A 24,369-nucleotide genomic window follows, 5' to 3' on the forward strand; every position below is an offset into this window, starting at 1 on the left:
CAGGGAGTTCGTCTGGGGGCAGACAGACGATTCTCAACCCGGGCTGCCTCGATTTATCGTTGATTGGCAGTGTCGTGCGACGACGGAAGAAGTGCGGTGCTATTCAACACCATAGCGAATGGTTGCCTTCCTCACCAGCGAGAAAATACGTCATTCCAATCAGACGCAAATCGACTCGGCAAAGTCAGCACTTCAGCGGCCCACTTGCAACATCGCAATCGTTTGCGTTCTACTAAACGATATCGAGCCCCGAATACCCTCCCGTATCAAACCCCTCCCTCCCGAAAAGACTTCGACGTTCCTCTTTTCTTCAGGAAACAATACTCAAGATGTATCCACTCGCGACTCCCCCCAACGCGTGCCGCTCGAAGCATGTCCGACTGCCAAAACAATGCTTGATGCTCCTCGCTGCATTCGTGTTCACGGGTGCCGCATTGAATTCGTCGGTCGCCGCACAAGATCCATTTCGTTCCAACATTCGGCCAACGCCCAAATTATCCCCCGCTGATGAACAAGCGACATTCAGCCTTCCCCCCGGTTTTGAAATCCAACTCTTCGCCGCCGAACCGGACATCGCCAAGCCGCTCAACATGGCCTTTGACGCCCGCGGTCGGTTGTGGGTCACCAATACGATTGAATACCCCTACCCTGCTCCGGAAGAGGGTAAGGCTCGGGATAGCGTGAAGATTCTGGAGGACACCAACGGCGACGGCCGGGCTGACAAAATCACCACCTTTGCCGACAACCTCAACGTGCCGATCGGCGTTTATCCCTACAAAGACGGCGCCATTGTGTTCAGCATCCCCTACATCTGGCGGCTCCGCGACACCGACGGCGATGGCCGCGCCGACAAACGCGAAAAATTGTTTGGCCCGATGTCCTACGATCGCGATACGCACGGATTGAACAACTCGTTCCGTCGCGGCTACGACGGTTGGCTGTATGCCTGCCATGGTTTCAACAACGAAACAACCGTCAGTGGTGCGGACGGACATACGATCACGATGAACTCTGGAAACACCTATCGCATGCGGTTGGACGGATCGCGCATCGAGCACTACACCTGGGGACAGGTCAATCCGTTTGGCATGGTCATTGATGAATTGGGAAATCTCTTCACAGCCGACTGCCACAGCAAGCCGATCTATCAAATGCTCCGGGGCGCCTATTATCCCAGTTTCGGCAAACCGGATGACGGACTGGGGTTTGTGCCGCCGATGATGGAGCACGGCCATGGCTCCACAGCAATCGCGGGAATCGCTGTCTACGATGCGCCCAACTTTCCGCCGGAATTTCAAAACAACCTCTTCACCGGCAACGTCATGACCAGCCGCGTAAACCGTGACTCGCTGGTTTACCACGGTTCGACGATCCTGGCCCACGAAGAACCTGATTTCCTCTCCACCACCGACCCTTGGTTCCGCCCGGTGGATGTCCAACTCGGCATGGACGGTGCGCTCTACGTCGCCGACTTTTACAATCGCATCATCGGCCACTACGAAGTCCCGCTAGACCACCCCGGTCGTGACCGCGAAAGCGGACGCATCTGGCGCATCACCTACACCGGCGACGACGCACCCAAGACAAAACCCGCAAAACCGCTCACAACAAACATCAACGAACTCATCACCGCGCTGGGTGAAGACAACCTCAAACGCCGTACACTGGCAATGAACACGCTAGCTGACGACGATTCTCCACAGGTCGTTCCATCAGTCCGCAAGCGATTCAACACTTCCAAGAATCCCATGTTGCGCAGCCGCGCCCTTTGGGTCCTGCACCGTCGCGGCTCACTGCAGAAAAATGAACTACAAAGCGCTGCAACCGATACACAACGCGAAGTCCGCGTCCATGCAATGAAAGTCCTCAGTGAAATCGCCAAGTGGTCCGATGCCGACCACACGTTGGCCCTTGCTGGGCTGCGCGACCAAGACCCATTTGTCCAACGCGCCGCCGCCGATGCGTTGGGACAACACCCCAATCCAGACAACATCCGCCCGCTGCTGGATGCGCTGCCTACGGTCCCCGCAGCCGACAACCACCTACGACACGTCCTGCGGATGGCGCTGCGCAATCAATTGCGGGCCCCCAACAGCCTTGTCGGATTGCCTCAACAACTGACCGGCGATGAGCCACACGTCATTGCCCCGCTCTGCTTGTCGATCCCCTCGCCGCAAGCCGGTTCGTTTCTGCTGCGGTACATCTCTGAAAATCCGGCACCGCAAGGCGATGTCGCTAAGTATCTCGAACATGCCGCACGCTATATCCCGACAGAAGACATCGACAAGATCGCTGGTTTGGCCCGCGAGAAATTCGCCAACAACGTCGACATGCAGCTGCGGCTATTGACCTCACTCAATGCCGGCCTCAAGCAACGCGGCGTCGCAGTCAGTCCCAAGATCCGCGCATGGAGCGAACAACTTGCAACCGAACTGTTGGATTCCACCATCGCCGCCGGACCGACCTGGACATTTTCCCCTCTGGCCAAATTCGCCAACAGCCCCGATGCGTTCGGTGTGCGAACCCTGCCCTCCGAGGATGGAAACAACGACGGCCAGTTCATCGATAGCAAAGCCGGTGGCGAACCCCCAACCGGTGTGCTCCGCTCACCGACGTTTGTGATTCCTGAAAAGCTCAGATTCTATCTGTGTGGTCACCTGGGCGTGCCCGAGAAACCGGCTCAGCGTGAGAATTTTGTCAGGCTGCGCAGCGCTGATGATGATTCGCTCATCACCGAAGCTCTCCCGCCCCGTCACGACGTAGCTCGCCGCGTGGAATGGGATCTTGCCAAACATGCCGGTCAGCGCGGGTACCTCGAAATGGTCGACGGTCTCAACGGCGGAGGCTATGCCTGGTTAGCGGTGGGACGCTTTCAGCCACCCGTCGTAAAATTGCCACATCTGGATCCAGCGCTCATTGCCAGCCGACAGACAGCGGCTGCGAGTTTGATCGAGCAGTTCCAACTACAAGACTTGCAGCCGCGTCTGGCTGCAATCGTCGCCTCCAACGACGCCGGTTTCTCTGCCCGCGCGAACATGTCCCGCGCGCTCGTCGCCCTCGCGCCCGACACCCGCGTTTCTGCCTTGGTCCCGGCGATCAACAATCCGGCACTGCCGCATTCGCTACGCAATGAGGTCTGTCAAACCGTCGTGAATCGCGACCCGGCTGCCATTAATAAGGCGTTGGCCGAAACTATTCGCATTCTCGCCCGTCGCCCGCAAGAAGCCATGGCTGAAGCGCTGGCCGTCGACGCCGCCGGAGCTGAGGCGCTGCTGACCATGATCAAAGCGGGCCACGCGCCGCCGCAATTGCTGCAAAACCAAAGCGTGCGACAAAGCCTAGCTGCCTTGAAGTCTGCGGAGCTAACGGCACAAATCGAGGAATTGACCGCCGACCTGCCCCCCGCCGCAGCGGAGATTGAAAAGGATATTCTACACCGCAAAAAATCGTTCGCCGCTCAATCGGGCAACGCGACCCGCGGCCGGCAGGTTTTCGAAAAGAACTGCTCGATCTGCCACCGCATCGGCACGCTCGGCAAGGTTGTCGGACCTCAACTCGACGGTATCGGCAATCGCGGTTCCGATCGCGTGATCGAAGACATGCTCGATCCCAACCGCAATGTCGACGTAGCTTTCCAAACAACCACGTTGGCCCTCGAGAGCGGTAAAGTCGTCAGCGGGTTGCTCCGCCGCGAAGAAGGTGCGGTTTATGTGCTCATCAACAACAAAGGTGAAGAATTCACCGTCCCCCAAAAAGAGGTCGATGAACGCTTCACCTCCCGCACTTCGCTAATGCCCGAAGGCCTCACAAAAGCATTTTCCGAACAGGACTTCACCGACCTGTTGGCGTTTCTATTACAACAAACCGCGCAGGTCGAAGAAGACAAATAGGACATCGGCGGGGGTGCCACTGACTCCGCCAGTGCGTTGCAACGATTTGCAAACCATTGAACCGTCACCGGCAAAGCCACCGGCACACATTCCCAAATCAAACCGTGACGCAGGACTATTCGTCCCTCTCTTGCAACAACACATTGACGCCTTTTTTGTTCCCCAAAATAATATCCAACGTGCCGTCACCATCAAAATCCTTGACGGTGAACTGCGTTCCGATCCCGGTGTCGCGGCCCGCTTTGATTTCGTGCGGAATAAATTTCGGCGGCGTGTTGGGTTTGCGTTGGACTTCATACCAATACATCACGACCGGATCCTTGCCTCCCGGATCGTGCCCGTTATGGGCATAGAAACGTTTTCCGGTGATCAGGTCCAGATGTCCGTCGTCATTCACATCCGCCAACTGCAGCGCGTGCGTTTGTGAATACGAGTCGTCGATCAGGTGGTACTTATACTGCGGGTCGTCGTTGCCGCCCACGTTTTCAAACCACCAGATGCCATGCGCGTGCGGCGAACTCATCACGATGTCATTGTCTCCGTCGAGATCGAAATCATAAGCGTACATATTGGCCGCCGGCAGCGAATCGCCTTTGCCATCCGCCGAGAGTGACCACTCGTGAAATTCCCACGGAAGCTGTTCCCGGTCTTCAGGGGCTTCCCACCAACCGTGTGGAATCATCACATCGTTGTGGCCATCGTTGTTCACGTCCCCCACGCCCAGGCCGTGATAAAACCTGTGCGAGCCGTTCTTACCGGGATCGCCCGGCTTGCCGACCGCGTGAAAATCCCACTTTTCCGTGGCTTTGTCCAATGCAGGTAACGGCAAAAAACCCAACTGGCTTTCCGGCTGTGAACCAACCAACAAAACCGGTTTGCCATTGCCATACAGGTCACGAAACTGCGGCGATTCATTGCATCCGCTGTGCCAAATCTGGTGCTCTTTCCAATGGCCGTCGTAATCGCCTTGGGGGTTTTCATACCAATGGAACGGCTTGCCGGGAAAACCGACGATCACGATATCCAGCCAACCATCGCCGTTGACGTCAACCACTTCGTTGGAAAAGCTCTCGCTGTAGTCTCCGTCAAACTTGTATTCGCCCACCTTGCGAAACGGACGCACTGTCCAGTCGGGAGCTTCGTACCAGACGTCCCCCGCCGCCACGTCCATCAAGCCGTCTTTATTAATATCGCCGGCGGCGACGCCTTCGGAACGGAACACATCGTCGAGTTGGATCCGCTTCCAACGGATTTCCTCGCCCACGACCGTACTGCACAAGATTCCCCAAATGGCAATAACGGTTAAAACAGAACGCGTGCGAATCATGATTGTTTCTCGTTTGTTGGTTTGTAAATTCTGAAAATTTGCGCCGTGCCGATGCCCTACATCAACTCCAGTCACGAACTTCATAATCAAACGCCACTACAGCGACGACGTGAGGCAGAATCGCCGCTTTGACCCGTTCGTGTTCCGGGTGTGGCAAATAAACATCGCGGGCCGCCGGACTTTCGAATGTCACCAGAAATCCGTGCGTATATTCGCCGTTGAGACCTTCAGGGCTCGCATACGCTCCGCCGCTAAAACCGGTGATTCCCGGAATCAGGGTTTGCAATTCGGCGAGTTGGCGATAAATTCCCGAAATCAATTCGTCTGACACGTCTGGTTGGAATTGAACCAGAACCATATGTTGAATCGCAGCCATCGACATCCTCGTTGCATCTGAAGTGAATCAATACGGCAGCCAAGGTGCATTGTGGATGAAATGCCCCGGCCGTTGCAACTCTAGACGCCTTGCCCTCGACCATCACCCCACCCACCGCAGCCTCGCCGTCAACAGCACGCGTGTTCATGTATCACAGTGAGCACACAGTGAATGCACCGATTCACCGCACATATGTGGGGAATCCTCAAACCGACCGCTTGTGGTCGTGTACGAAGTCCCCTATTAAGAAACGTACTGTCGTTACGGTCAGCTTGAAACGATACGGCTTTGATTCGCCAAACCATGGCGGCAGAGACAAATCCAGGAAAAGTAAATAGCACGGAAAGCGGGAATTTTCCCCATGAGCGAAAAGTTGATCCGCGATTTTATGATGCTGTGGGCCACGATCGATCCGATCGGTACCCTCTCGCTGTTCCTGGGAGTCACAGCCGCATTCTCCGCCCAGCAGCGTAAGGGAATTGCCTTGCGCTGCATCGCCTATTCAGCCATCATCCTGCTGGCCACAATCATCGTGGGACAGATGTTGCTGGACGCCATGGAGATCAGCCTCTATTCCTTCCAAATCGCCGGTAGCTTGATCCTGTTCCTCTTCGGGCTGCAGATGATCTTTGGCAGCGCTGCCCCCAAGAAAACCGAGGAAGACGAGTCGCACGATGTTGCCGTATTTCCACTGGCCATCCCCTCGATTGCCAGTCCCGGCGCGATCATGGCGGTGACGTTGGCCACGGACAACGACCAATTCGAAATCGTCGAACAGGCGGCGACTGCCGTGACGATGCTGGTCGTTCTGGCGATCACCGGCGCGATGCTATTGGCTGCGGAACGCATTCATCGCGTCATCGGCAACAACGGAGCTGCGATTCTGGTGCGCGTGATGGGTATGATTCTCGCCGCACTAGCGATTGAATCCCTGATCGACGGAATCGCGCTGGCCTTCGCCGCCCAGTAGCGACACAGCCTGTGAAAAACAAAACGCCGTTGGCGGATAATCCGACAACGGCGCTCTCAATGCGTTTCTCGTGGCTGCTGTCAGTCAGCCTTTGCTGGTTGTTCTTCCGACTTGGCATCGCTGGTTGATTCTTCCTCAACCTCGTCCGTGACGGGTGCCTCAATAACTACTGCTGGAGTGGATTCCTTGGGCGTTTCCGCAGCCACCGGGGTCACCTTCGATTCGGACACTTTTGTCGCAGGAGTTGCTGGCTTGTCCGATTTCACCTCCGCCGATTTTTTGTCGGTGGCTTTCTCCTCGGACGGTTTGGCCGCTGTTTTTTCCTCTTCAGCTGACTTTTTCGACTCGTCGGTTTTCTTTTCCATTTTGACCATCAACGTCGGTTTGTCCGGTCCGTATTCCTGCGACCGCGTCCGCAAGCGATACAAAATCATCGAATGCAACGCATGGTACAACGGGCCGCATTCGGCGGCTGTCTTGCGATTCTCGACCAGATCGTTTGCCAGCCGGCTCAGTCCGTTACGAACCCACGGCTCTTTCAACCGGCTTTGCGGCAGGGCCATCATCAGCCATTCCAACATGTGACCCGAGTGGGCGATCCGGTCGTTGAATTCGTTACTGAATCCGCGTCCCCGGAAATACTCAGTCGAAAACGAACCATCACGGTTTTGCAGAACGCGGCCTTCTTCGATAAAGCGTTGGATCTTCTGATCCGCTTCCATCCACACTCCGCGAATTTTGCCGCCGGTCGCCAAATGCTTGTTGCGGGCATAAGACAACGCGAACAGGCCATGGGTGCCGCCGCACGGAGCCGAAATCACCGACTCCCGCGTTTGTATCTGGACCATCCGCTCGATGCTCCAGACTTCGCCGTAACGATTCCGCCATTGGGCGTTCGTGTCGAGGTAATGGCTCAGAGCCCACAAGGTCCACGTGATTTCTGGGCCGACCTTCACTTCCATCTTTGCGTTTTCGATCATGTCATCAATCGAAACTTCATTGGGACCCGCCTTGAATGCAAAGTCATTCGGCAAGTCGGACATCACAAAGATGCCGAAGAATTGATTGGCATGTCCCTCAAAGGCATACGGCTTTGTGAATGGCCGCGCGCGACCGCCGAATTGCGTTCGCTCAAACAGCGTCAGACCGTCGTGCAACGCGCCGCTGCCCATCCAATCAATCGCTTTGATGGTCTCAGTCGTCTTGCTGTCTCGGCTTTTCTTTAAGTGGAAATCGTGCCGTAACGCCAGTACGCCATGCATGATTTGCCACGGCGTATGCACACCGGCGGTCAGTTGCCGCTTACTGGTCGTTTCGATCGCTTTATCAATCTGAACATCCAGAGGATCAACGACGACAGCGGTTTTGGCCACCTTCGCTTTGGGTTTGGCGACTTTGGTTTTTTCTTCCGCTTGTATCGCGTCCGCGGAAATGACACATATTAACGCGGCAACGGCAAACCGCTTTCCAAGGTGCAACATCATGAATACAGCCTAAATGCTTCTAAGGATTGGTTCGTCGGTGAAAGCACAATGCGTTGTGCGTCTGTATCGGAATGCTTCCACATTCCACAGTGATACCGGTCGCGCTGACTTCCCTACGCGCCCGGCAGCGGCACCGTGCTGTCTCCCCCCGTTTTAGAGGGTGCGTCCATTGTCCGATCGATCAACCAAGCACATCATCCAGCGGAAACTGGATGGTCATGCGAGATTTTTGACCCGGCAAACGGCGCGCGACGTGGGGGCACCTCGGCCTTGGGCGTCCTTCCTTCACCAATCCTTGTTTGGACTACCATGCTGCATTTTACCGGATCACCCGATAGCCTGCAAAGCATCTACTTAGCCCACTTTGAAGAAAGAACTAACTTGATACTGTTGACTGGGACCGATCGCCTTCGCACTGCTGATTTCACAGCTCGCACCAATCCGAACGTTCCGTCTTGATTTCGGGATTACCCGAAACCTCAATATTCAATTCGGATTTTTAGATGATGGGCCTTAATAGCCTAGCGAACACTCAGTAACGTTTAGCCGCGCGGTTAGCGCATTGTTCGGTGTAGTGAAAGCGGACCGAAGATGCGGCTTCTAACATTCGCCACGAATCGCGCTGTCTGTGACGGTTTGTTAAGTAGCTCGAAAGGCGATGGCCAATTGAGAGACGGCGGGAAGTCAACGTGTCAAAACGTCTGCGTGATCCCCACCGACGTCCGATCAAGCAGCCTTGGCTGGCGCGTCTTGCTCCACCGGTTGGGGAGCGGCGAAGCTGGGAACGACAAGTGCATAGGCATGCAGTTGCGGAATGATCGTATGACTCCAACTGCGCTCGTTTACAACCCAATTCCGGGCGGTTTTTGCCAAACGTTCGCGTAGGGCCGCATCAGAAATCAAGCGGCCGCACTTATCGGCCAAATCGCTGGAATCTTCAGCGCGATAGATCAAACCAGTCTCGCCCTCGTCGACCAATTCCCGCAGCGCGGGCAGATCCGAAACGATCAACGGTTTTTCCATCGCCATAGCCTCAAGCGGCTTGAGCGGTGTCACAAGTTTCGCAACCCGACTCGCGGGGCGACTAATGACAAAGATGTCGATCAATTCGTAATAAAACTGGACTTCGTCGTGCGAAACCTGACCGGTGAAGACCGCCCGATCGCCGATGCCCAGTTCCTCGGCCAATTCTTTGAGTTCCTCAATCCCCTTGCCACCGCCAACGACGAGCAAGGTGACGTCATGTCCACGATGGATGACCTCTGCGGCTCCCCGCACAAGCCCATCGACTCCTTCCAATGGGCGAATACTACCGATGTAGCCCATTGTGACTTTACTCAGCCGCTGTTTGAATTCAACCACCGATTCGGGAATCTCCCGGACGGTTGCCGCAGAATGTGACGCCGGCGTAAACAACGTCGAGTCGACCGCATTGGACGCCACAAACACACGGTGTGGATCCACACCGCGGCTGACAATATCCTGACGTAACTCATCACAGATACAGGTCACGGCATCGGCGTTTTGCATGGCCCATGTCTCTTCGCGGCGCCACATGCGATAGACATCGCTATCGCGTTCGAAGTTGCCTTGCGCGACGCCGCTTTCTTCCCAAATCCCGCGGACTTCATACACCACAGGAATATTGACGCGTTTCCCTGCTTTCACAGCCGGGACTCCGCAGAAATAAGGGCTGTGCACGTGAATCACGTCCGGTTGGACCTGCTTGCAAAGCCGCACCAATTCCCGCTCAAACATCGCCAGCAACAGTGACTTTTCCTTGTCCTGCAATTTTCGAATCAACCGCGTCCGCAACGGCACGCCCTCCGCCTCCGCCGACTCTGGGTCTCGTCGCAGGAGCGACTTCAAAAAACGCCCCGACGACCGGATGAGTTTATAACCTTCGCGTCCCACAAACTGTGCTGTTGAGACAAACGGCCGCGACACCAGCCACGTGGCCACCATACCAACGCGCAAAACCATATGTACGGCGGGGAGAATGCGTTTGCCGACAAACGGTTCAGTCGCAGTTTCAACAAGTTTAGCGGTAGTCGCCACAACGCGCCGCGCACAGCGAGCCACACGCACCATGTACCGTAAACAACGTTTGGAGACACGCTGAACAAAACGTGTGATATGCCGCGTGACTCGCAAACCAGCTTTGCGCTGACGACGCAACATCGGAATTGCCCAATTCACGACGTTTTTTGACCAATGCAGGAGCACAAACGGCAGCAACCGCGGATGGCTGAATAGACCTTTATCCTGTGGACTGGCCACTCGATAATAGGGAATCCCCTCGATCTCTGAATCCTGCGCCGTCCCTTTTAGTCCTGGATAAAAAGGAGAGCTCACCACGCACGGTTCCACGTGTCCGGATTCGGCCTGTGTTTCCACAATGTATTTGCTACGCAACGCATAGCCATTGATGTGTGGGATACTGACCGACAAGACGTGCATCACCCGCAGCGGTCGCTTTAACGTCTCGCTGTTTGCAGCGTCCGCCGCGCGTGGTCCGTTCACTGTGATTGACTTCCCGCCCATCTGACTTCCATTCGTTCCCATAACTAGCAGTCATCCTCGCTACGACGCGCTTTTGGCGATTGTTTTATCCAGCTTGTTTGAGTTTCGTGGTGGCCGCCGTACGATTGCCCCCTTGGGATAGAAACTCTTGATAGCGCTCCAAGACGGTATCCACGGGACCATCCAACTCGACCTGTCCGCGATTCATCCAGATCACCCGCTCACAGCGTTCTTTTAGATAATTCATATTGTGCGAACACAGTAATAAAATCCTGGCTTCAGCAATCAACGTCACCAAACGTTCTTTACAACGTTCACGAAATGCTCCATCCCCCACACCCATGACTTCGTCCAAAATGAGTACGTCAGGGACAACGGCCGTCGAGACGGCAAATCCCAACCGAGCCAGCATGCCGGAGGAATAAGTCCGCACCGGTTTATCGATGAAGTTTCCGAGTTCCGTAAATTCGATGATGCTCGGAATCAATTCTTCCAACTGCTCTGGTTCTAATCCCAACAAGATCCCTGCCATTCGCAGGTTTTCCATGCCGGTCAGTTCCGAATTGAATCCATGCTGTAGCGCCAACAACGGTGTGATTTTTCCATTGACGGTCACCTGCCCGGTCGTCGGACGATAGATCCCACCCACGACCCGCAACAAAGTCGACTTGCCGGCGCCATTCGTGCCGACGATGCCCACCGATTCCCCTTGGCCGATATCGAAAGAGACATCCCGCAGCGACCAAAATTCCGAGGTCATCGACGATGCGATTTCGACCGGTTGTTTGGCAAACACATTGCGCAACCGTCCCGCAGTCCGCTTGAGCAGACGATTAAAATTTCGATCACGGTGAGCCGTCCGCCCGCAGCGAACGCCCACATCCTTAAGGTGAATCATCGAAGCGAAAAATCCTTGCTCGCACTCAAACATGCATCGGCAGCACGCCGTGCAACCGCCTGACTAAAAACATTGCCACTGCCAAAACCACACTTCCCAGCAGTGTGACATAACCCAGCATCCACAAATCCGGCTGGCGACCGTAAATGACAACGTCTCGATAGGCGGTGAACAACGTCGCAAACGGGTTCAAAATATAGATGTTGTAGATGTAACGGTAATCGGCGGGAATGCGTTCGGAAATCCGATCCAATCCGTACAACGACGGGCTCGCGTAAAACCAGATCCGGCTCACCACCTGCCAGGCGTTCGGCGTGTCCTGAATAAAAACCTGACTCACCGCCAAGAGATTGCTCACGCCCAACATAAAAATAAACTGCACCGCCAATAACAACGGAATCCACAACAGATGCACCGTTGGCGCTACTTGGTAATACAGCATCAAAATGCCCAAGACGATAAACGAACAGGCAAAGCGGAACGTAGCCGCCATCACCTCCGCCAACGGCAGCGCTAGGTAATTGAAGCGGAAGGATTTCAGCAAATTCTTATTGCCGACAAATGACGCACCGGCTTGATTGGTGGCAGCGATAAAGCAAGTCCACGGCAACAGCGCGCACATGATAAACAAGGCATGAAATGGCCGAGCACCACCCGGAAAAGCATACCGGACCATGAACACATACGTCGCGCCCATCGCCATCGGTTGCAACAGCCACCACCACAGGCCCAGCCAACGATCGCGGACCCACAGCGTGAGTCGCACCTTGGCCAAATACCGCGCCAATCGAAAGCAATTGTTGGGCAACGCCCGCACCGAGGTGCCTGAGTGCGGATCAAATGCAATGATAGATTGCGACATGCCCTGCCGTTTCCCCTGAAAATCCGTACTTCCATCGCCAATCTGACTCGATTGGCGATGGCTTATAGTTCAACTTGCAAAATCGAGTCAACGGCGAACCGCTGGCCTCGCAGGCAGCGTCTATCGCCAAATTCCACGCGTATCCACGACCACCTTTTCGTGCAGCACCGCCGGCGAAATCTCGCGAAACTGTTGATGGTCCGTCAATAACACGATCAACGTTGACCGTTTCAGCACTTCATCCAAGGTGTGTAACGGGAACTCCGAAAACTGATCCTCAGTAATCAGCGGATCGCAGGCCAGAACCTCGCCCGCGTCGCTGTTCATCAATGCGCGTGTAATATCCAGCGACGGGCTTTCGCGCAGATCGTCGACATCCGACTTGTAGGTCAGTCCCAGACAACCGATCACCGGATTGGTAAATCGTGCGGAAAGTTTCAAAACCTTGTCGATCACATGCTGCGGCTTGCTCTCGTTGACTTCGCGAGCCGTGCGGATCAAATTCGTCAATTCCGGTGCGGCATCGACCAAAAACCAAGGATCGACGCTGATACAATGACCGCCCACACCCGGACCCGGGCTGAGGATGTTCACCCGTGGATGGCGGTTTGCCATCTCGATGATTTCCCACGTATCGACGTCAAAATGATCGCACAAAACCGACAACTCGTTGGCAAACGCGATATTTACATCGCGGAATGAGTTTTCCACCAACTTGGTCAATTCGGCCGACACCGCTGTCGTCGCCATGACTTCGCCGGTGACGAAGGACTGGTAAAAACTCTTTGTTTTTTGCGTGCAGGCGGGTGTCATGCCGCCGATGACGCGGTCGTTTTCCACCGCTTCGATCAAAATCCGCCCCGGCAAAACACGTTCCGGACAATGCGCGACGAACACATCTTTGCCGACCACCAAGCCCTCGGGAACCGCATGCTTGGCAACGACATCTTCGGTTGTCCGCGGAGGACTCGTGGACTCCAGAATGATCAGATTTCCCGGCCGCACGTGCGGTCGAATCGCTTTGGACGCCTTTTCGACATACGACAGATCCGGCCGATGATCGCCGGTGAACGGTGTAGGTACACAAATGATAAACACGTCTGCCGGTTGCGGCTCGCGAATCGCCTTGAGACGATTGTTGGCCACGACGGCTTTGACAAGCACATCGAGATCCGGTTCCTCGATGTGAATTTCGCCGCGATTGATCGTCTCGACGACGTCTTCGCGAACATCCACACCGGCGACCTGATACCCTTTGCTGGCCAAAATGCTGGCTGTCGGTAATCCAATGTATCCTAACCCGACCACGCAAACTGATGAGGTGGGAAACAACGCCTGTCCTTGTCCGCCGGAACGCGACTCAGAAACGACGTCCGTATCTTTGTGCGATTGCAATTCAGAAGTCACGAAATTCCCTCATTCAGTCGGAGGTGTATAAAGTTTTGACACAAGTTGTCGTCAATGGTCGATTGTTATCAGTTCTTAACCTGCCCGCCGCAGTGTTTGCGTCGACTGCCACGACATGGCCAGCATGCCGTCCACAATCCGCCGCGCAGCCCGGCCGTCGCCATAAGGGTTGTCATCGATCTGTCGCTTGGCATATTCCGCAGCATCGGACAGCAGTGTGGAGACACCTTGCGTAATCGCATCGATTGATGTTCCCACCAGTTCGACAGCACCGCTTTCAACGGCCTCGGGACGTTCGGTCGTATCCCGCATCACCAACACCGGTTTCTTCAGCGAAGGAGCTTCTTCCTGCACGCCGCCGGAGTCGGTCAAGATGACGGACGAACGATCCATCAGCCACACAAATTCGGGATACGGCGCCGGTGCCACCAAATGCACATTACTCAGCGCGCCTAACACGCTTTTAACGGGTGCCTGGACGTTGGGGTTTAAGTGCACGGGATAGACGAAATCTGTCTCAGGAAAATCAGCCGCCAAGGTTGAAATCGCTTGGCAAATATTTTCAAATCCGCCGCCAAAGTTTTCGCGACGATGTCCGGTGATCAACACCATCCGTCGGTCTTGCAAAAATGCGTATTTCTCTTCCCATTGCTCCGAGTTGTTGCGTTCGCGAGCGACGGTCCACAACAGGGCGTCGATGACTGTGTTTCCACTTACCTGCACGATGTCGGGACGCGTCCCTTCGCTCAGCAGGGCATCGGCGGCACGCTGCGTCGGGGCACAATGCAAATCGGCGACAATCCCCGCTACACGGCGGTTCATCTCTTCCGGCCACGGTGCCTGAAGATCGCCCGTACGCAAACCGGCTTCGACATGCACAAAAGGAATCCGGTGATAAAACGCTGCCAAGGAGGCCGCCATCACCGTCGTGGTATCGCCCTGGGCGACCACGCAATCAGGATTGTATTTGTTGATCGCATCTTCCAGCCCAGTTAGACACCGCGCTGTTAAACCCGCCAGTGTTTGATTCGGCCGCATCAATCCCAGATCGAGATCAACTTTGATTTCAAAGTAGTCCGCCACCTGCTGGAGCATTTCCCGATGCTGTCCGGTGGAACAGACGATGGCATCGATTTCGCGGGGGCGATCCCGACACTCCTTGATTACGGGGCTCATCTTGATGGCTTCGGGACGCGTCCCGACGATAAGCAATGGGCGAAGACGGTTCAAAGAGGCATCCCTTCCCCTTAAGGACCTCGTGCATGAGCACGCGAAATTAGTTTTTTTTGTGGTTTAGAGGCTTCGATCTCGGCAAACGGCGGTCAATCTCAACCCATCCATGCGTTGAACCGGTCGTCAATCCAAGATAAAGCGGCGGGGAATTTATACCGGTTGTTGAATCAAGGCAAGGCCAGATTTGAAATAACGATTCCCCGTGTAAAACCACCGAGTAAACCTAAGCGGGATTGACTCAAAACGGGCTCGCTGGCATACTCCGTCGCCGTTTTTTGCTCAAGTTGTCGGCCGATTAGGACTCTGCGTTGCGGATTGGGTTTGACTATTTGCCAGCCCGCATAAAAGCCTTGTCACCGTGCCACATACCACCCGGTGCTGCTTGTCAGCGGCATAGCGAACCTCAAGGGGATCTCACAATGACAGCTGTGGCCGAGCAACAAACTATCGGGCGGAACTTCAATCCCCAACCAGGCATCCGGCAGTTCAATCTCGAACTGTTTCAGCAGCTCAACAAAGAATACAAGGACAAACCGATCATAGCCGCGCCACGGCTGAAGGCCGATTCTTCGCGGTTTGATGCCGCCCGGTGTTGGGCGGAAAAGCTCGAAAGACGGATCGGCATGCGGGGACAACGCGTTTTGGAAATCGGCTGCGGCCACGGGTACCTTTCGCACGTGCTCGCTACGGAATATGGATGCGAGGTCGTCGGGGTCGACATTGAGGTGCGAAGTGCGTGGCAAGATCTCGACTGCGAAAACCTACGGTACGTGAATGCCGACATCTCTGAGGGACACGATTTTGCTCACGAGTCATTCGACCGTATCGTCTCGCTGGTCGTCTGGGAGCACGTCCAACATCCGTATACCCTCTTGCAGACCTGCCGTGACCTGCTCGTCGACGGCGGAAAATTCTACCTGCGAGCCAACCTGCACCGCGGCGCGACCGCCTCGCACCGTTACCGCGAAGTGTTTTTCCCCTGGTCGCACCTGTTGTTCGATGATTCGGTTTTCTACGAATTCTACGAACAGATGGGACAAGAGCCATTAGGTCCAGCTTGGGTCAATACGCTGACCTACGCGCAATATCTGCATTACTTCGAGATGTTAGGTTTCTCCGTCATTTGGGAGCACCTCACGCAGCGGCCCCTGGATGAGAATCTCTATGATCGCTTCGATGACGTCTTGTCGCGCTATCCCAAGTTTGACCTGACCACGGAGTTTTTCGACGTCATTTTGAATAAACGTCCCCCGACGGAACCTGACACGCCGACCTCGACTAAAGAAATCAAACACAACGATGCCTTCTTGCGCGCGACAGCGGAGCGACTGCCGATGTCTCGTCCCATGGACGAAACGACCGCTCAAGAAGTCCTCGACCTGCTGAACTCCCCCTTCTATCGTGCCGTTGGTAAGACCTATCGTTTGCTCCGCCATGTCGCTCACACACTTCGCGGCAGCAAACTCTCCGCCAATACTCCTCCGAAACATTAATAGACGTTGATTGCTTTCTCCAAAATCTCGAGCAGGTCCCGCCGCGATTGCGGTCTCCTGCTGCTGATCGCGGCGTGGATCATTCTGCCGCTGCCGGCAACACCTGGGCACTTCGTTCAAGAAGCGGTCGCCGCTGAGAATCCGCCCGCCGTTGTCGCCGACGAACTCGCGTCCTTCCGCCGGATCGTAAAAGCCGGCCCCGCCAATCGCGCTGATGCACGGCTGTTACATCACGTACTCGACACGCGAAATACCGAATTGGCACCAATCTTTCGCGCCACCGATTTGAATCGCGTCGCCGCCGCATTGGACCAACTCCGCGCACGGCACCGCCAACGGCCGCGGCAACGTTTTCTTCAAGTCTTTCCGCAAGAGACGCTCAACGATTCCACGGAACATCTCGACACCCTGGCCACCGCCTGCGTAGCACACGGTTTCTCATTCAAAGAGTACCCTCCGCACGCGTTGTCGTTTCCCATTCACTGGCAAGCCGACCCGTTTCATGATCGCGGTTGGCGGTTCCAGTTGAATGCGTGGCATCTTCTCGATCCGCACCTGTTGTTGTACGAACGAAAAAATGATCCCGCTTACCTCGCCTTTCCCGTGCGCATCTCCGTCGACTGGTCTCGACAACATATTACCGACGCGAAACAACATAACTTCGCCTGGTACGACATGGCCGCCGGTCGCCGTGCGGCGCAATTGGCAAAAATCCTCGATGCTGCCTTAGGCGATCCGGCCGTTCAAGTGACTGACGCTGACCTAATCCAGTTGCTCGCTGCCGCCCGCATCCATGTGCAATATCTCTCAGACACATCGCAAATTGCTTGGCACAGCAACCACGGCTTAGCGCAACTCGCCGGTTTACTTGCATTGACCCGCGCTGTCCCCGAATTGTCCGGAGCGACAGCCGGCCACGCATTTGCACACACAAGCCTCAAAAAACTCTTCAACAAACATTTCACCGCCGAAGGCATCCACAAAGAACATTCGCCGGTCTACCACGTTGAACTCGTAAACTTCCTTTGGCATCTATTGGATACCGGATTGATTGCCGATGCCCCACTGCAAAAGTTATATCAGTCCGCCAGCGCCAACATCATCAGTTACGTGCATCCCAACGGAAACCTTTCCCGCGTTGGTGATGGAGATACCAACCTAGCCGCCGAGCGGATTCTCTTTCCGCCGTCGCCACAACTCGAGTTCGTACTCAGCCGCAGTCAACGGGGTGTGCGACCTGATACGGCGTTTCAGATTTATCGAAAATCAGGTTACGCCGCATTTCGCAGCGACTGGCAACAGACACCACACACAGACGGTTCGTATCTGTTCTTCGCTGCCGGTTTTCATAGTCGAACACATAAACAAGCGGACGACTTCACGTTTGAGTGGGCCGACTTAGGGCAGGAACTGCTCATCGATAGCGGAAAATTTCGTTACGACAAAAAATCCCTCCAGCGGCAATACGCCATGAGCACCCGCGCGCACAACACTGTGGAAATCGACGGTCAGGACTTCAGCCGTTACCGGCTCGATGCGTTCGGTTCGGCGATCACCGCGGGCGGAACCGCCGACGGCGCCTATTTTGTTGAGGCCGAGGTCGACCGCAAACGCTTTTTCAAAACCAAGCATTGCCGCATACTCGTTTTTCAACCGGGGCAGTGGTTGGCAGTGATCGATCAACTCCATTCGCCCGATCCCCATAAGTTCACGCAATGGTTCCACTTCGCACCGGAGCTAACGGTCACGGCAGACAACACTGGTTTTTCTGCCCCATTGGCTGTTGGGGACAAGTCACTTCAAGTTATCCCCCTGTACGGCCAAGAGACATTACAGCAAACCCTCATACGCGGCCAGCATCAGCCACGCCTGCAGGGTTGGACCAGTTTGGACTATGGTGAACTAACCCCAAATCACGCCGCCAGCTTCACGGCTCGCGGTCGCAACGCAACTTTTATCACGCTGCTGTGGCTGGGCGATCCCCGCGCCAACCTCCACCCGGGAAACACACAGATCCACAAGCAGATTGATACGATCCACGTTCGCTGGCGATTACCCGATGGCGAAGCGGGCTTTGATTATCGCCGTTTAAAGTCGGGCGGAAAACTGACGCTGCTCAACCGTTCTCCCCTAGCCAACCGGCCTCCTGCCGCCCCTGTACGGTGAACGCCGTACGCGAAACGTCGCTCCAGTTATCCCTCGTAAAGAATTGACGGTCATGTCCACGCGCATCACTCAACAGAACAAACTCAACAGCCTCACGATGGCAAGACTGGCCGTCTTGGTTGGCTCTGTTGTTTTCTTTGTCCAGGACCAGACGCATGGCGAGGTTCCGCCCGCTAGTGCAGTGCGCGAGACTGCCACCTCGCAAACGGCGGACAAAGCAGAATCGCCCAATCAAGTCATCGCCAAACAATTGTCCCGCGTACTCGATACAACTCAGCCACCCCTACAAGAGGTTGTTGATATCGCTGAGCGTGACGGACTAGATGCGGCCGTTGCGCGGATTCGTGAATTGCACCAACAGGCGCCGGAGCGGCCTGTTTTTCCGCACGGACTCGCCCCCAGGGACCCGGAAAAAATCATCAAAGTCGCCGACGGCGTGATCCAAGGGGGTTGGCGGTTCGGCAAACGTGAACCCTACCCCGTCGCCATACCAATTGACTGGGCCGCAAACCCTTACAACGACCGGGGCTGGCGGATGTGGCTCAACGCCTGGCGCGTCCTCGAACCGATCTTAGCCGCCTATGACGAATCGGGTGACAAACGCTATCTGAAATTCGCCAACGGAATCGCTCTGGATTGGATCGACCAATACATCGTCGCGGAGAACGACAACGCCTTCACCTGGTACGACATGGCTATCGGCCGCCGTGCGCTGTTATTAGGAAAACTGATTGATGCCAACCTCCGCACCGATGTGATGAGCAATGAACGTTTGTTGCTCCTGTTCACAGCCGCCCGCCGGCACGCCGTCGAACTACATAGTGAGGACAAAATTGCCTGGCATTCCAATCACGGGATTTATCAACTGGTCGGGCTCCTGTCGCTGGGCATGTCGACGCCCGAGTTAAGCGGCGTGCACGAATTCAAACCGTTTGCCAAACAAGGGCTGTGCAAACTGATTAGCCAACATTTTAGCGATGAAGGCATACACCTCGAACACTCGCCGTTTTATCACGTCGCCCTGATTAATACGCTCGGCTTGCTCATCGAACGCGGGCTGATCGACGATGACGAGACATTAAACTTATTCCAACTCGCCAAACGCAACATTGCTTGGATGTGCCATCCCCATGGAGACTTGATCCGCACCGGGGACGGCGACCAAACCCAAGCTGCCGCGCGCATCATGTATGCGGACGATCCGCAGTTGCAATACGTCCTCAGTAAAGGGAAATCAGGAACCCAACCGCCGACCAATTATCAGATCTTCAAGGAATCGGGATACGCCGTCTTCCGCGGGTCTTGGGATCACCGGCCCTGGCGCGAAGCCCCCTATCTGTTTTTCTCTGCCGCTTTCCATTCCCGAACGCACAAACATGCGGATGATTTCACGTTCGAATGGTCCGAACAGGGTCGCAGCCTACTGATTGACAGTGGCCGCTATTCTTACAAATACGATCATCCCCATCGCCAATACGTCGAAAGCACACGAGCCCACAATACGGTGGAAATCGACGGCCGAAATTTCAGTCGTTATACAAACGATGTTTTTGGCTCGGCGATCGTCGCAGGCGGCGAAAGTGATGACGCATACTTCGTCACCGCCCAAGTCAATCGCTCGCGATTCTTTAAAACTCACCACAAACGCACCCTCGTGTTTCGCCCCGGCCGTTGGTTGGTTGTCATCGACAATCTCACGTCACCAGAGTCACACGAATTCGCGCAATGTTTTCACTTCGGTCCGGAACTGATGTTTCACCACACCTCCACCGGAGGCGTGGCCGCGCGTTTGCCCAACACCGACACCATGCTCAACGTGCTTTCACTTTCCCCCAGCGATGCGGTGACCGCCACGCTCATTCGCGGCCAAACCGAACCGCGGATGCAGGGCTGGACCAGTCTTGCCGCAAATCACATGACCCCCAATTACGCATTGGAGCTCCGCACAAGCGGCAACGACGTGCAGTATGTCACCGTACTCGCACTGACCGGCCCTCAAGCGAATTTACAGCCCATACCGGTTCCCGCTAATCAAGACCCACACAACCTCCAAGTCCGTTGGCAGGCCAATGGGGCATCCCAGGGTTTTGATTTGCACGAAGACGAATCAGGAACCTCGCTCAAACTCCTCAGCCCCCCAGCCATGACCGCCGAAAAACCAGGCTCAGCCACACGCTAATGTAAGTGACGCAATCAGGATCGCTCAAAGCACATCATCGCCGCATCCTTGTGCTTCAACCCGGAGTTGAACTTCCACCCGATTTCCGGACGCGGCATTTCCACCTCACTGCCCGAATCCGAGACCGCGCTCAATGTCCTTCCGCTAGCCCCCGGGCGAGAGTCTGGAGATGCAGCTCATCAAAGGACAGACCACGCCGCGACTGCAAGGTTGGACCAGTCTGGCTGCAAATGAAATGACTCCCAATATTGCGGTCGAATTGCGAACCCACGGCAAACAGGTACTCTACGTCACACTGTTCAGTTTGACCGGTCCCCAGGCGGATATTATCCCGGGACGGACCGTCTACAACGCCGAAACAGACGAATTCCAAGTCCGCTGGCAACTCAACGGACAAGAGCGCGGCTTCGACTATCGCGGTGGCCAGAACGGCCAACCCGTCGGTCTCATGCGCGTTCCCGCCGTCCTGGCTAGTGAACCAGCCGATAAAGTCCGCTGAATCGCGACTCCGCTCACGCTGCCCACCAAGCAGGCTTGACGCGATTTTTTTCGCGACGAATTGCGATTCATGCTTGCTTGATGGCCGTAGGATCGACATGATCTGAACATCGGTCCCGCAATGCGCTCAATGTCCTGCGAATCAACGTGGCATGATGCGCACTTCGACGATGTTATCGGGCCGAGCGAGACGCCATACCCGGACTCTACTAGATCTACATACGAGGATAACCACATGCACGCCCTGGTCGGTGCACGTCTTTCGGCAATGATGTTCCTGCAATTCTTTATTTGGGGTTCCTGGTACGTCACCGCCTATTTGTACTTAGGGAAGATCGGTTTTGCCGGCGGCGAAATTGCTTGGACGTATAGCGTCGGACCGATCGCCGGCATCATTTCCCCCTTCTTCGTGGGTATGATCGCCGACCGCTTTTTTGCCTCGGAGCGCGTGCTGGGCGTGATGCATCTCGCCGGCGGCGGATTCATGATGCTGGCCGTGTCGCTCATGAACGAAGCCAACCCCGCAACACCATTGATGATTAACCTCGCCTTGTTTGGTTATATGCTTTGCTATTTCCCTACGCTGGCGCTGACCAATTCCGTCGCCATGCAAAACATGACCAACTCGGAAAAACAATTCCCCTTGATTCGCGTGTTCGGCACCTTCGGCTGGATTGCCGCTGGATTTGTCATCAGCGGAGGAGGCTGGGATACGGGCATCATGCCGTTTCGGATCGCCGCCGGTGCATCGTTCGCCATGGGCATCTACAGCTTCTTTTTACCGCACACCCCGCCGCCGGCCGCCGGACAAAAAATCACCGCGCGTGAGTTGCTCGGCGTCGATGCGTTGGTCCTGTTGAAACAACCCTCCTATCTGATCTTTATGATCAGCTCGTTTCTCATCTGTATTCCGCTCGCGTTTTATTATCAGCTCGCAACAAAATTCATCACGTCCGCAGGACTGGCGAATCCCGCTTTCAAAATGTCGTTCGGCCAGTTATCGGAAGTGATTTTCATGCTCATCATGCCGCTCTTCTTCTCGAAGCTGGGCGTTAAAAAAATGCTGCTGGTCGGCATGCTGGCCTGGGTGGTCCGATATGGATTGTTCGCACTGGGTGCCAATGATGGCGTCGTCTGGATGCTCATCGGCGGAATCGTCCTCCACGGGATTTGCTACGATTTCTTTTTCGTCACTGGACAAATCTATACCGACAACGTCGCCCCCAAGGCGATCCGCAGCCAGGCCCAAGGTATGCTCGTTTTGTTCACATTGGGACTGGGAATGCTGATCGGGGCACAAGTCGCCGGCGCTGTCGAAATCTTTTTTACCACGGGCGAAGGCGAAGCGGCTGTTGTGGATTGGCAACAATTATGGACCGGGCCCGCCATCGCAGCTGGGGTCATTATGGTCCTCTTTGCTGTGATGTTTCGCGATCCCCCCCGGAGTGGCGAACCGGACATTGTTGAAGCCGATGTCGCCCGTGCCGCCGCCTTGGAGCCCAATCCGTGATAGACTTCAGTGTCGGGAAGCAACCGGCAACGGGTGCCGCTGGCAGCTAGTCCGCCCGTGCCGGTTCACGTGAAAACGATTGAGTACAGCAAATCCCCGACCCCAATTCACCTTTCACACGGAGTCGCATCGCATGGCCGGCCGGTTGGGGTTTCACTTGCGCTGGCGGCTTTCTGTGCTGTGGGCGCTGGAGTGGGGCATCTCCGGCACGTTGCTCACCTATCTGCCCATCTACTGGAAACAGACGATTCAACTCTCCACCAGCCAAACGGCCTCGCTGTTCGCCGTGGCGGCTGTGGGGTTGTGGGTCGCCCCGTTTCTCGTCGGGCAGGTCGCCGACCGTTGGCTGGCCAGTGAAAAATACCTGGCTGTCAGCCATTTCATCGGCGGACTGACGCTGGTCGGTTTCCCGCATGCCGCTGAAACGTATAAACAAACCGGCGACAATTTCGTCACGTTGTTGGTGATGAGCGGCATTTATTCCGTGGCCTATATCCCCACCTGGGCCTTGGCCAGTTCGTTGACGTTTCGCCACCTGACCGACCCGGACGCGCAATTTGGCAAGGTCCGTGTGTGGGGCACCGTCGGCTGGATGTCGACCGGATTGTTCCTGTCGCTGTGGTTGATGCAGGATGAATTCGGCAGTTGGCTGTCGCGATTCCCGAGAATCGACGCACCGCGCAGCGCGATCGCCGCCGCCTGCGAGTGGCTTCCCTCACCGCAACCTTCGGACTGCTTTTCCATCGCCGCGCTGCTCTCATTTGCTCTGAGCAGCTTTTGTATTTTCTTGCCGCACACCCCGCCTGAGCGAACTCAGCGCGACGGCATCGCGCCGTTGGAAATGCTCAAGATGTTCCGCTCACGCGACTTCCGACTGTTCATGGGCATCAGCTTTTTGATGGCGCTGCTGATTCCGATGTACAACCTCGTCGTCCCCGTGTTTTTGACCACCGGCGACATCGAAGATGGGTGGGTCCCGGCGGTGATGCTGATCGGGCAAATCTCCGAATTCCCCGCGCTGCTTTTGTTGGGATTGTTCCTCAAACGCCTGGGCATGAAGATCACCTTCTCCGTCGGCATCGGAGCCTGGTTTCTGCGCTACGGCCTATTTTCCATCTCAGGCGGAGCCTATTCATTGATCCTGGTCGGACTGGCGCTGCACGGAATTTGTCATGTCTTCATGATCATTGTCGCGCAACTCTACATCGATTCCCAATGCCGCCACGACTTGCGAGCCAGTGCGCAAAACTTTCTGGCATTTGTGACGTTAGGAATCGGCATGCCTCTAGGGCTGCTCCTCGCAGGAAAACTCGACGACGGGTTTGACGGCAACTACCCGCTGCTCTTTGCCATTGCCGCCGCCAGTTGCTTGATCCTGCTCGTTGTGTTCTGGAAGCGGTTCGAAGGCCCCAAAACAATCGCTGTTGCCCCACCGCCAAATTCCGATACCGAGACGCAAAATCCGGAGCCGGAATCACCAGAGAAAGACGCCTCACCATGAGATCACCCACGCCGGGTGCCACTGCTGGCTTGTCCAGCAGTGTTTTCCGTGA

At 55.6% G+C, this 24,369-nt stretch carries 16 protein-coding genes; 8 read left to right on the top strand and 8 right to left on the bottom strand.

Translation table 11 applies throughout. The features are described from left to right. The first annotated feature begins 398 nt into the window (after positions 1 to 398). The gene (locus CA54_RS00800; RefSeq protein ID WP_197532103.1) at positions 399 to 3,890 is read left to right on the top strand and encodes a PVC-type heme-binding CxxCH protein; all 3,492 of its coding nucleotides are present in this window, start codon (positions 399 to 401) and stop codon (positions 3,888 to 3,890) included. A gap of 115 nt (positions 3,891 to 4,005) precedes the next feature. Here CA54_RS00800 and CA54_RS00805 read toward each other — a convergent pair whose 3' ends face one another. Then, positions 4,006 to 5,217, bottom strand: a complete 1,212-nt coding sequence (locus CA54_RS00805; RefSeq protein WP_146368983.1) for an FG-GAP repeat domain-containing protein — start codon at positions 5,215 to 5,217, stop codon at positions 4,006 to 4,008. Positions 5,218 to 5,278: 61 nt separating this feature from the next. After that, on the bottom strand, positions 5,279 to 5,593 hold the full coding sequence (locus CA54_RS00810; protein ID WP_197532104.1) for a Dabb family protein: 315 nt from the start codon (positions 5,591 to 5,593) through the stop codon (positions 5,279 to 5,281). A gap of 361 nt (positions 5,594 to 5,954) precedes the next feature. Here CA54_RS00810 and CA54_RS00815 point away from each other — a divergent pair, with 361 nt between their 5' ends. Then, positions 5,955 to 6,563 carry a MarC family protein gene (locus CA54_RS00815; protein WP_146368985.1) on the top strand — a complete coding sequence of 203 codons (609 nt, stop codon included), beginning with the start codon at positions 5,955 to 5,957 and terminating at the stop codon, positions 6,561 to 6,563. A gap of 80 nt (positions 6,564 to 6,643) precedes the next feature. Here CA54_RS00815 and CA54_RS00820 read toward each other — a convergent pair whose 3' ends face one another. The 6 genes from CA54_RS00820 to wecB all read right to left on the bottom strand — a co-directional run bounded on the left by CA54_RS00820 (position 6,644) and on the right by wecB (position 14,967). Then, positions 6,644 to 8,047 carry a hypothetical protein gene (locus CA54_RS00820; protein ID WP_146368986.1) on the bottom strand — a complete coding sequence of 468 codons (1,404 nt, stop codon included), beginning with the start codon at positions 8,045 to 8,047 and terminating at the stop codon, positions 6,644 to 6,646. A 726-nt stretch (positions 8,048 to 8,773) separates the two neighbouring features. Further along, the gene (locus tag CA54_RS00825) at positions 8,774 to 10,570 is read right to left on the bottom strand and encodes a glycosyltransferase family 4 protein (protein WP_197532105.1); all 1,797 of its coding nucleotides are present in this window, start codon (positions 10,568 to 10,570) and stop codon (positions 8,774 to 8,776) included. An 85-nt stretch (positions 10,571 to 10,655) separates the two neighbouring features. Beyond that, on the bottom strand, positions 10,656 to 11,468 hold the full coding sequence (locus tag CA54_RS00830) for an ABC transporter ATP-binding protein (RefSeq protein ID WP_197532106.1): 813 nt from the start codon (positions 11,466 to 11,468) through the stop codon (positions 10,656 to 10,658). A gap of 25 nt (positions 11,469 to 11,493) precedes the next feature. Further along, positions 11,494 to 12,330 (bottom strand): ABC transporter permease, encoded by an 837-nt coding sequence (locus CA54_RS00835; RefSeq protein WP_146368989.1) that lies wholly within the window; start codon positions 12,328 to 12,330, stop codon positions 11,494 to 11,496. Positions 12,331 to 12,450: 120 nt separating this feature from the next. Continuing rightward, the gene (gene wecC / locus CA54_RS00840) at positions 12,451 to 13,662 is read right to left on the bottom strand and encodes a UDP-N-acetyl-D-mannosamine dehydrogenase (RefSeq protein WP_146372228.1); all 1,212 of its coding nucleotides are present in this window, start codon (positions 13,660 to 13,662) and stop codon (positions 12,451 to 12,453) included. Positions 13,663 to 13,812: 150 nt separating this feature from the next. Further along, positions 13,813 to 14,967 (bottom strand): non-hydrolyzing UDP-N-acetylglucosamine 2-epimerase, encoded by a 1,155-nt coding sequence (wecB, locus tag CA54_RS00845; protein WP_146368990.1) that lies wholly within the window; start codon positions 14,965 to 14,967, stop codon positions 13,813 to 13,815. A gap of 422 nt (positions 14,968 to 15,389) precedes the next feature. Here wecB and CA54_RS00850 point away from each other — a divergent pair, with 422 nt between their 5' ends. From CA54_RS00850 to CA54_RS00875, 6 genes are all read left to right on the top strand, one after another. Then, a complete protein-coding gene (locus CA54_RS00850) occupies positions 15,390 to 16,463 on the top strand; it encodes a class I SAM-dependent methyltransferase (protein ID WP_146368991.1) in 1,074 nt (357 codons plus the stop codon). Positions 16,464 to 16,469: 6 nt separating this feature from the next. After that, on the top strand, positions 16,470 to 18,629 hold the full coding sequence (locus tag CA54_RS00855) for an alginate lyase family protein (protein WP_146368992.1): 2,160 nt from the start codon (positions 16,470 to 16,472) through the stop codon (positions 18,627 to 18,629). Positions 18,630 to 18,681: 52 nt separating this feature from the next. Beyond that, positions 18,682 to 20,808: a heparinase II/III family protein gene (locus CA54_RS00860; protein WP_146368993.1), complete on the top strand. Its 2,127-nt coding sequence runs from the start codon at positions 18,682 to 18,684 to the stop codon at positions 20,806 to 20,808. Positions 20,809 to 20,977: 169 nt separating this feature from the next. Then, on the top strand, positions 20,978 to 21,307 hold the full coding sequence (locus tag CA54_RS00865) for a hypothetical protein (RefSeq protein ID WP_146368994.1): 330 nt from the start codon (positions 20,978 to 20,980) through the stop codon (positions 21,305 to 21,307). Positions 21,308 to 21,541: 234 nt separating this feature from the next. After that, positions 21,542 to 22,816, top strand: a complete 1,275-nt coding sequence (locus tag CA54_RS00870; protein ID WP_146368995.1) for a nucleoside permease — start codon at positions 21,542 to 21,544, stop codon at positions 22,814 to 22,816. 133 nt (positions 22,817 to 22,949) lie between these two features. Then, positions 22,950 to 24,317 carry an MFS transporter gene (locus CA54_RS00875; protein ID WP_146368996.1) on the top strand — a complete coding sequence of 456 codons (1,368 nt, stop codon included), beginning with the start codon at positions 22,950 to 22,952 and terminating at the stop codon, positions 24,315 to 24,317. The last annotated feature ends 52 nt before the right edge of the window (positions 24,318 to 24,369 follow it).

The organism is Symmachiella macrocystis (assembly GCF_007860075.1).
Lineage (GTDB): Bacteria > Planctomycetota > Planctomycetia > Planctomycetales > Planctomycetaceae > Symmachiella > Symmachiella macrocystis.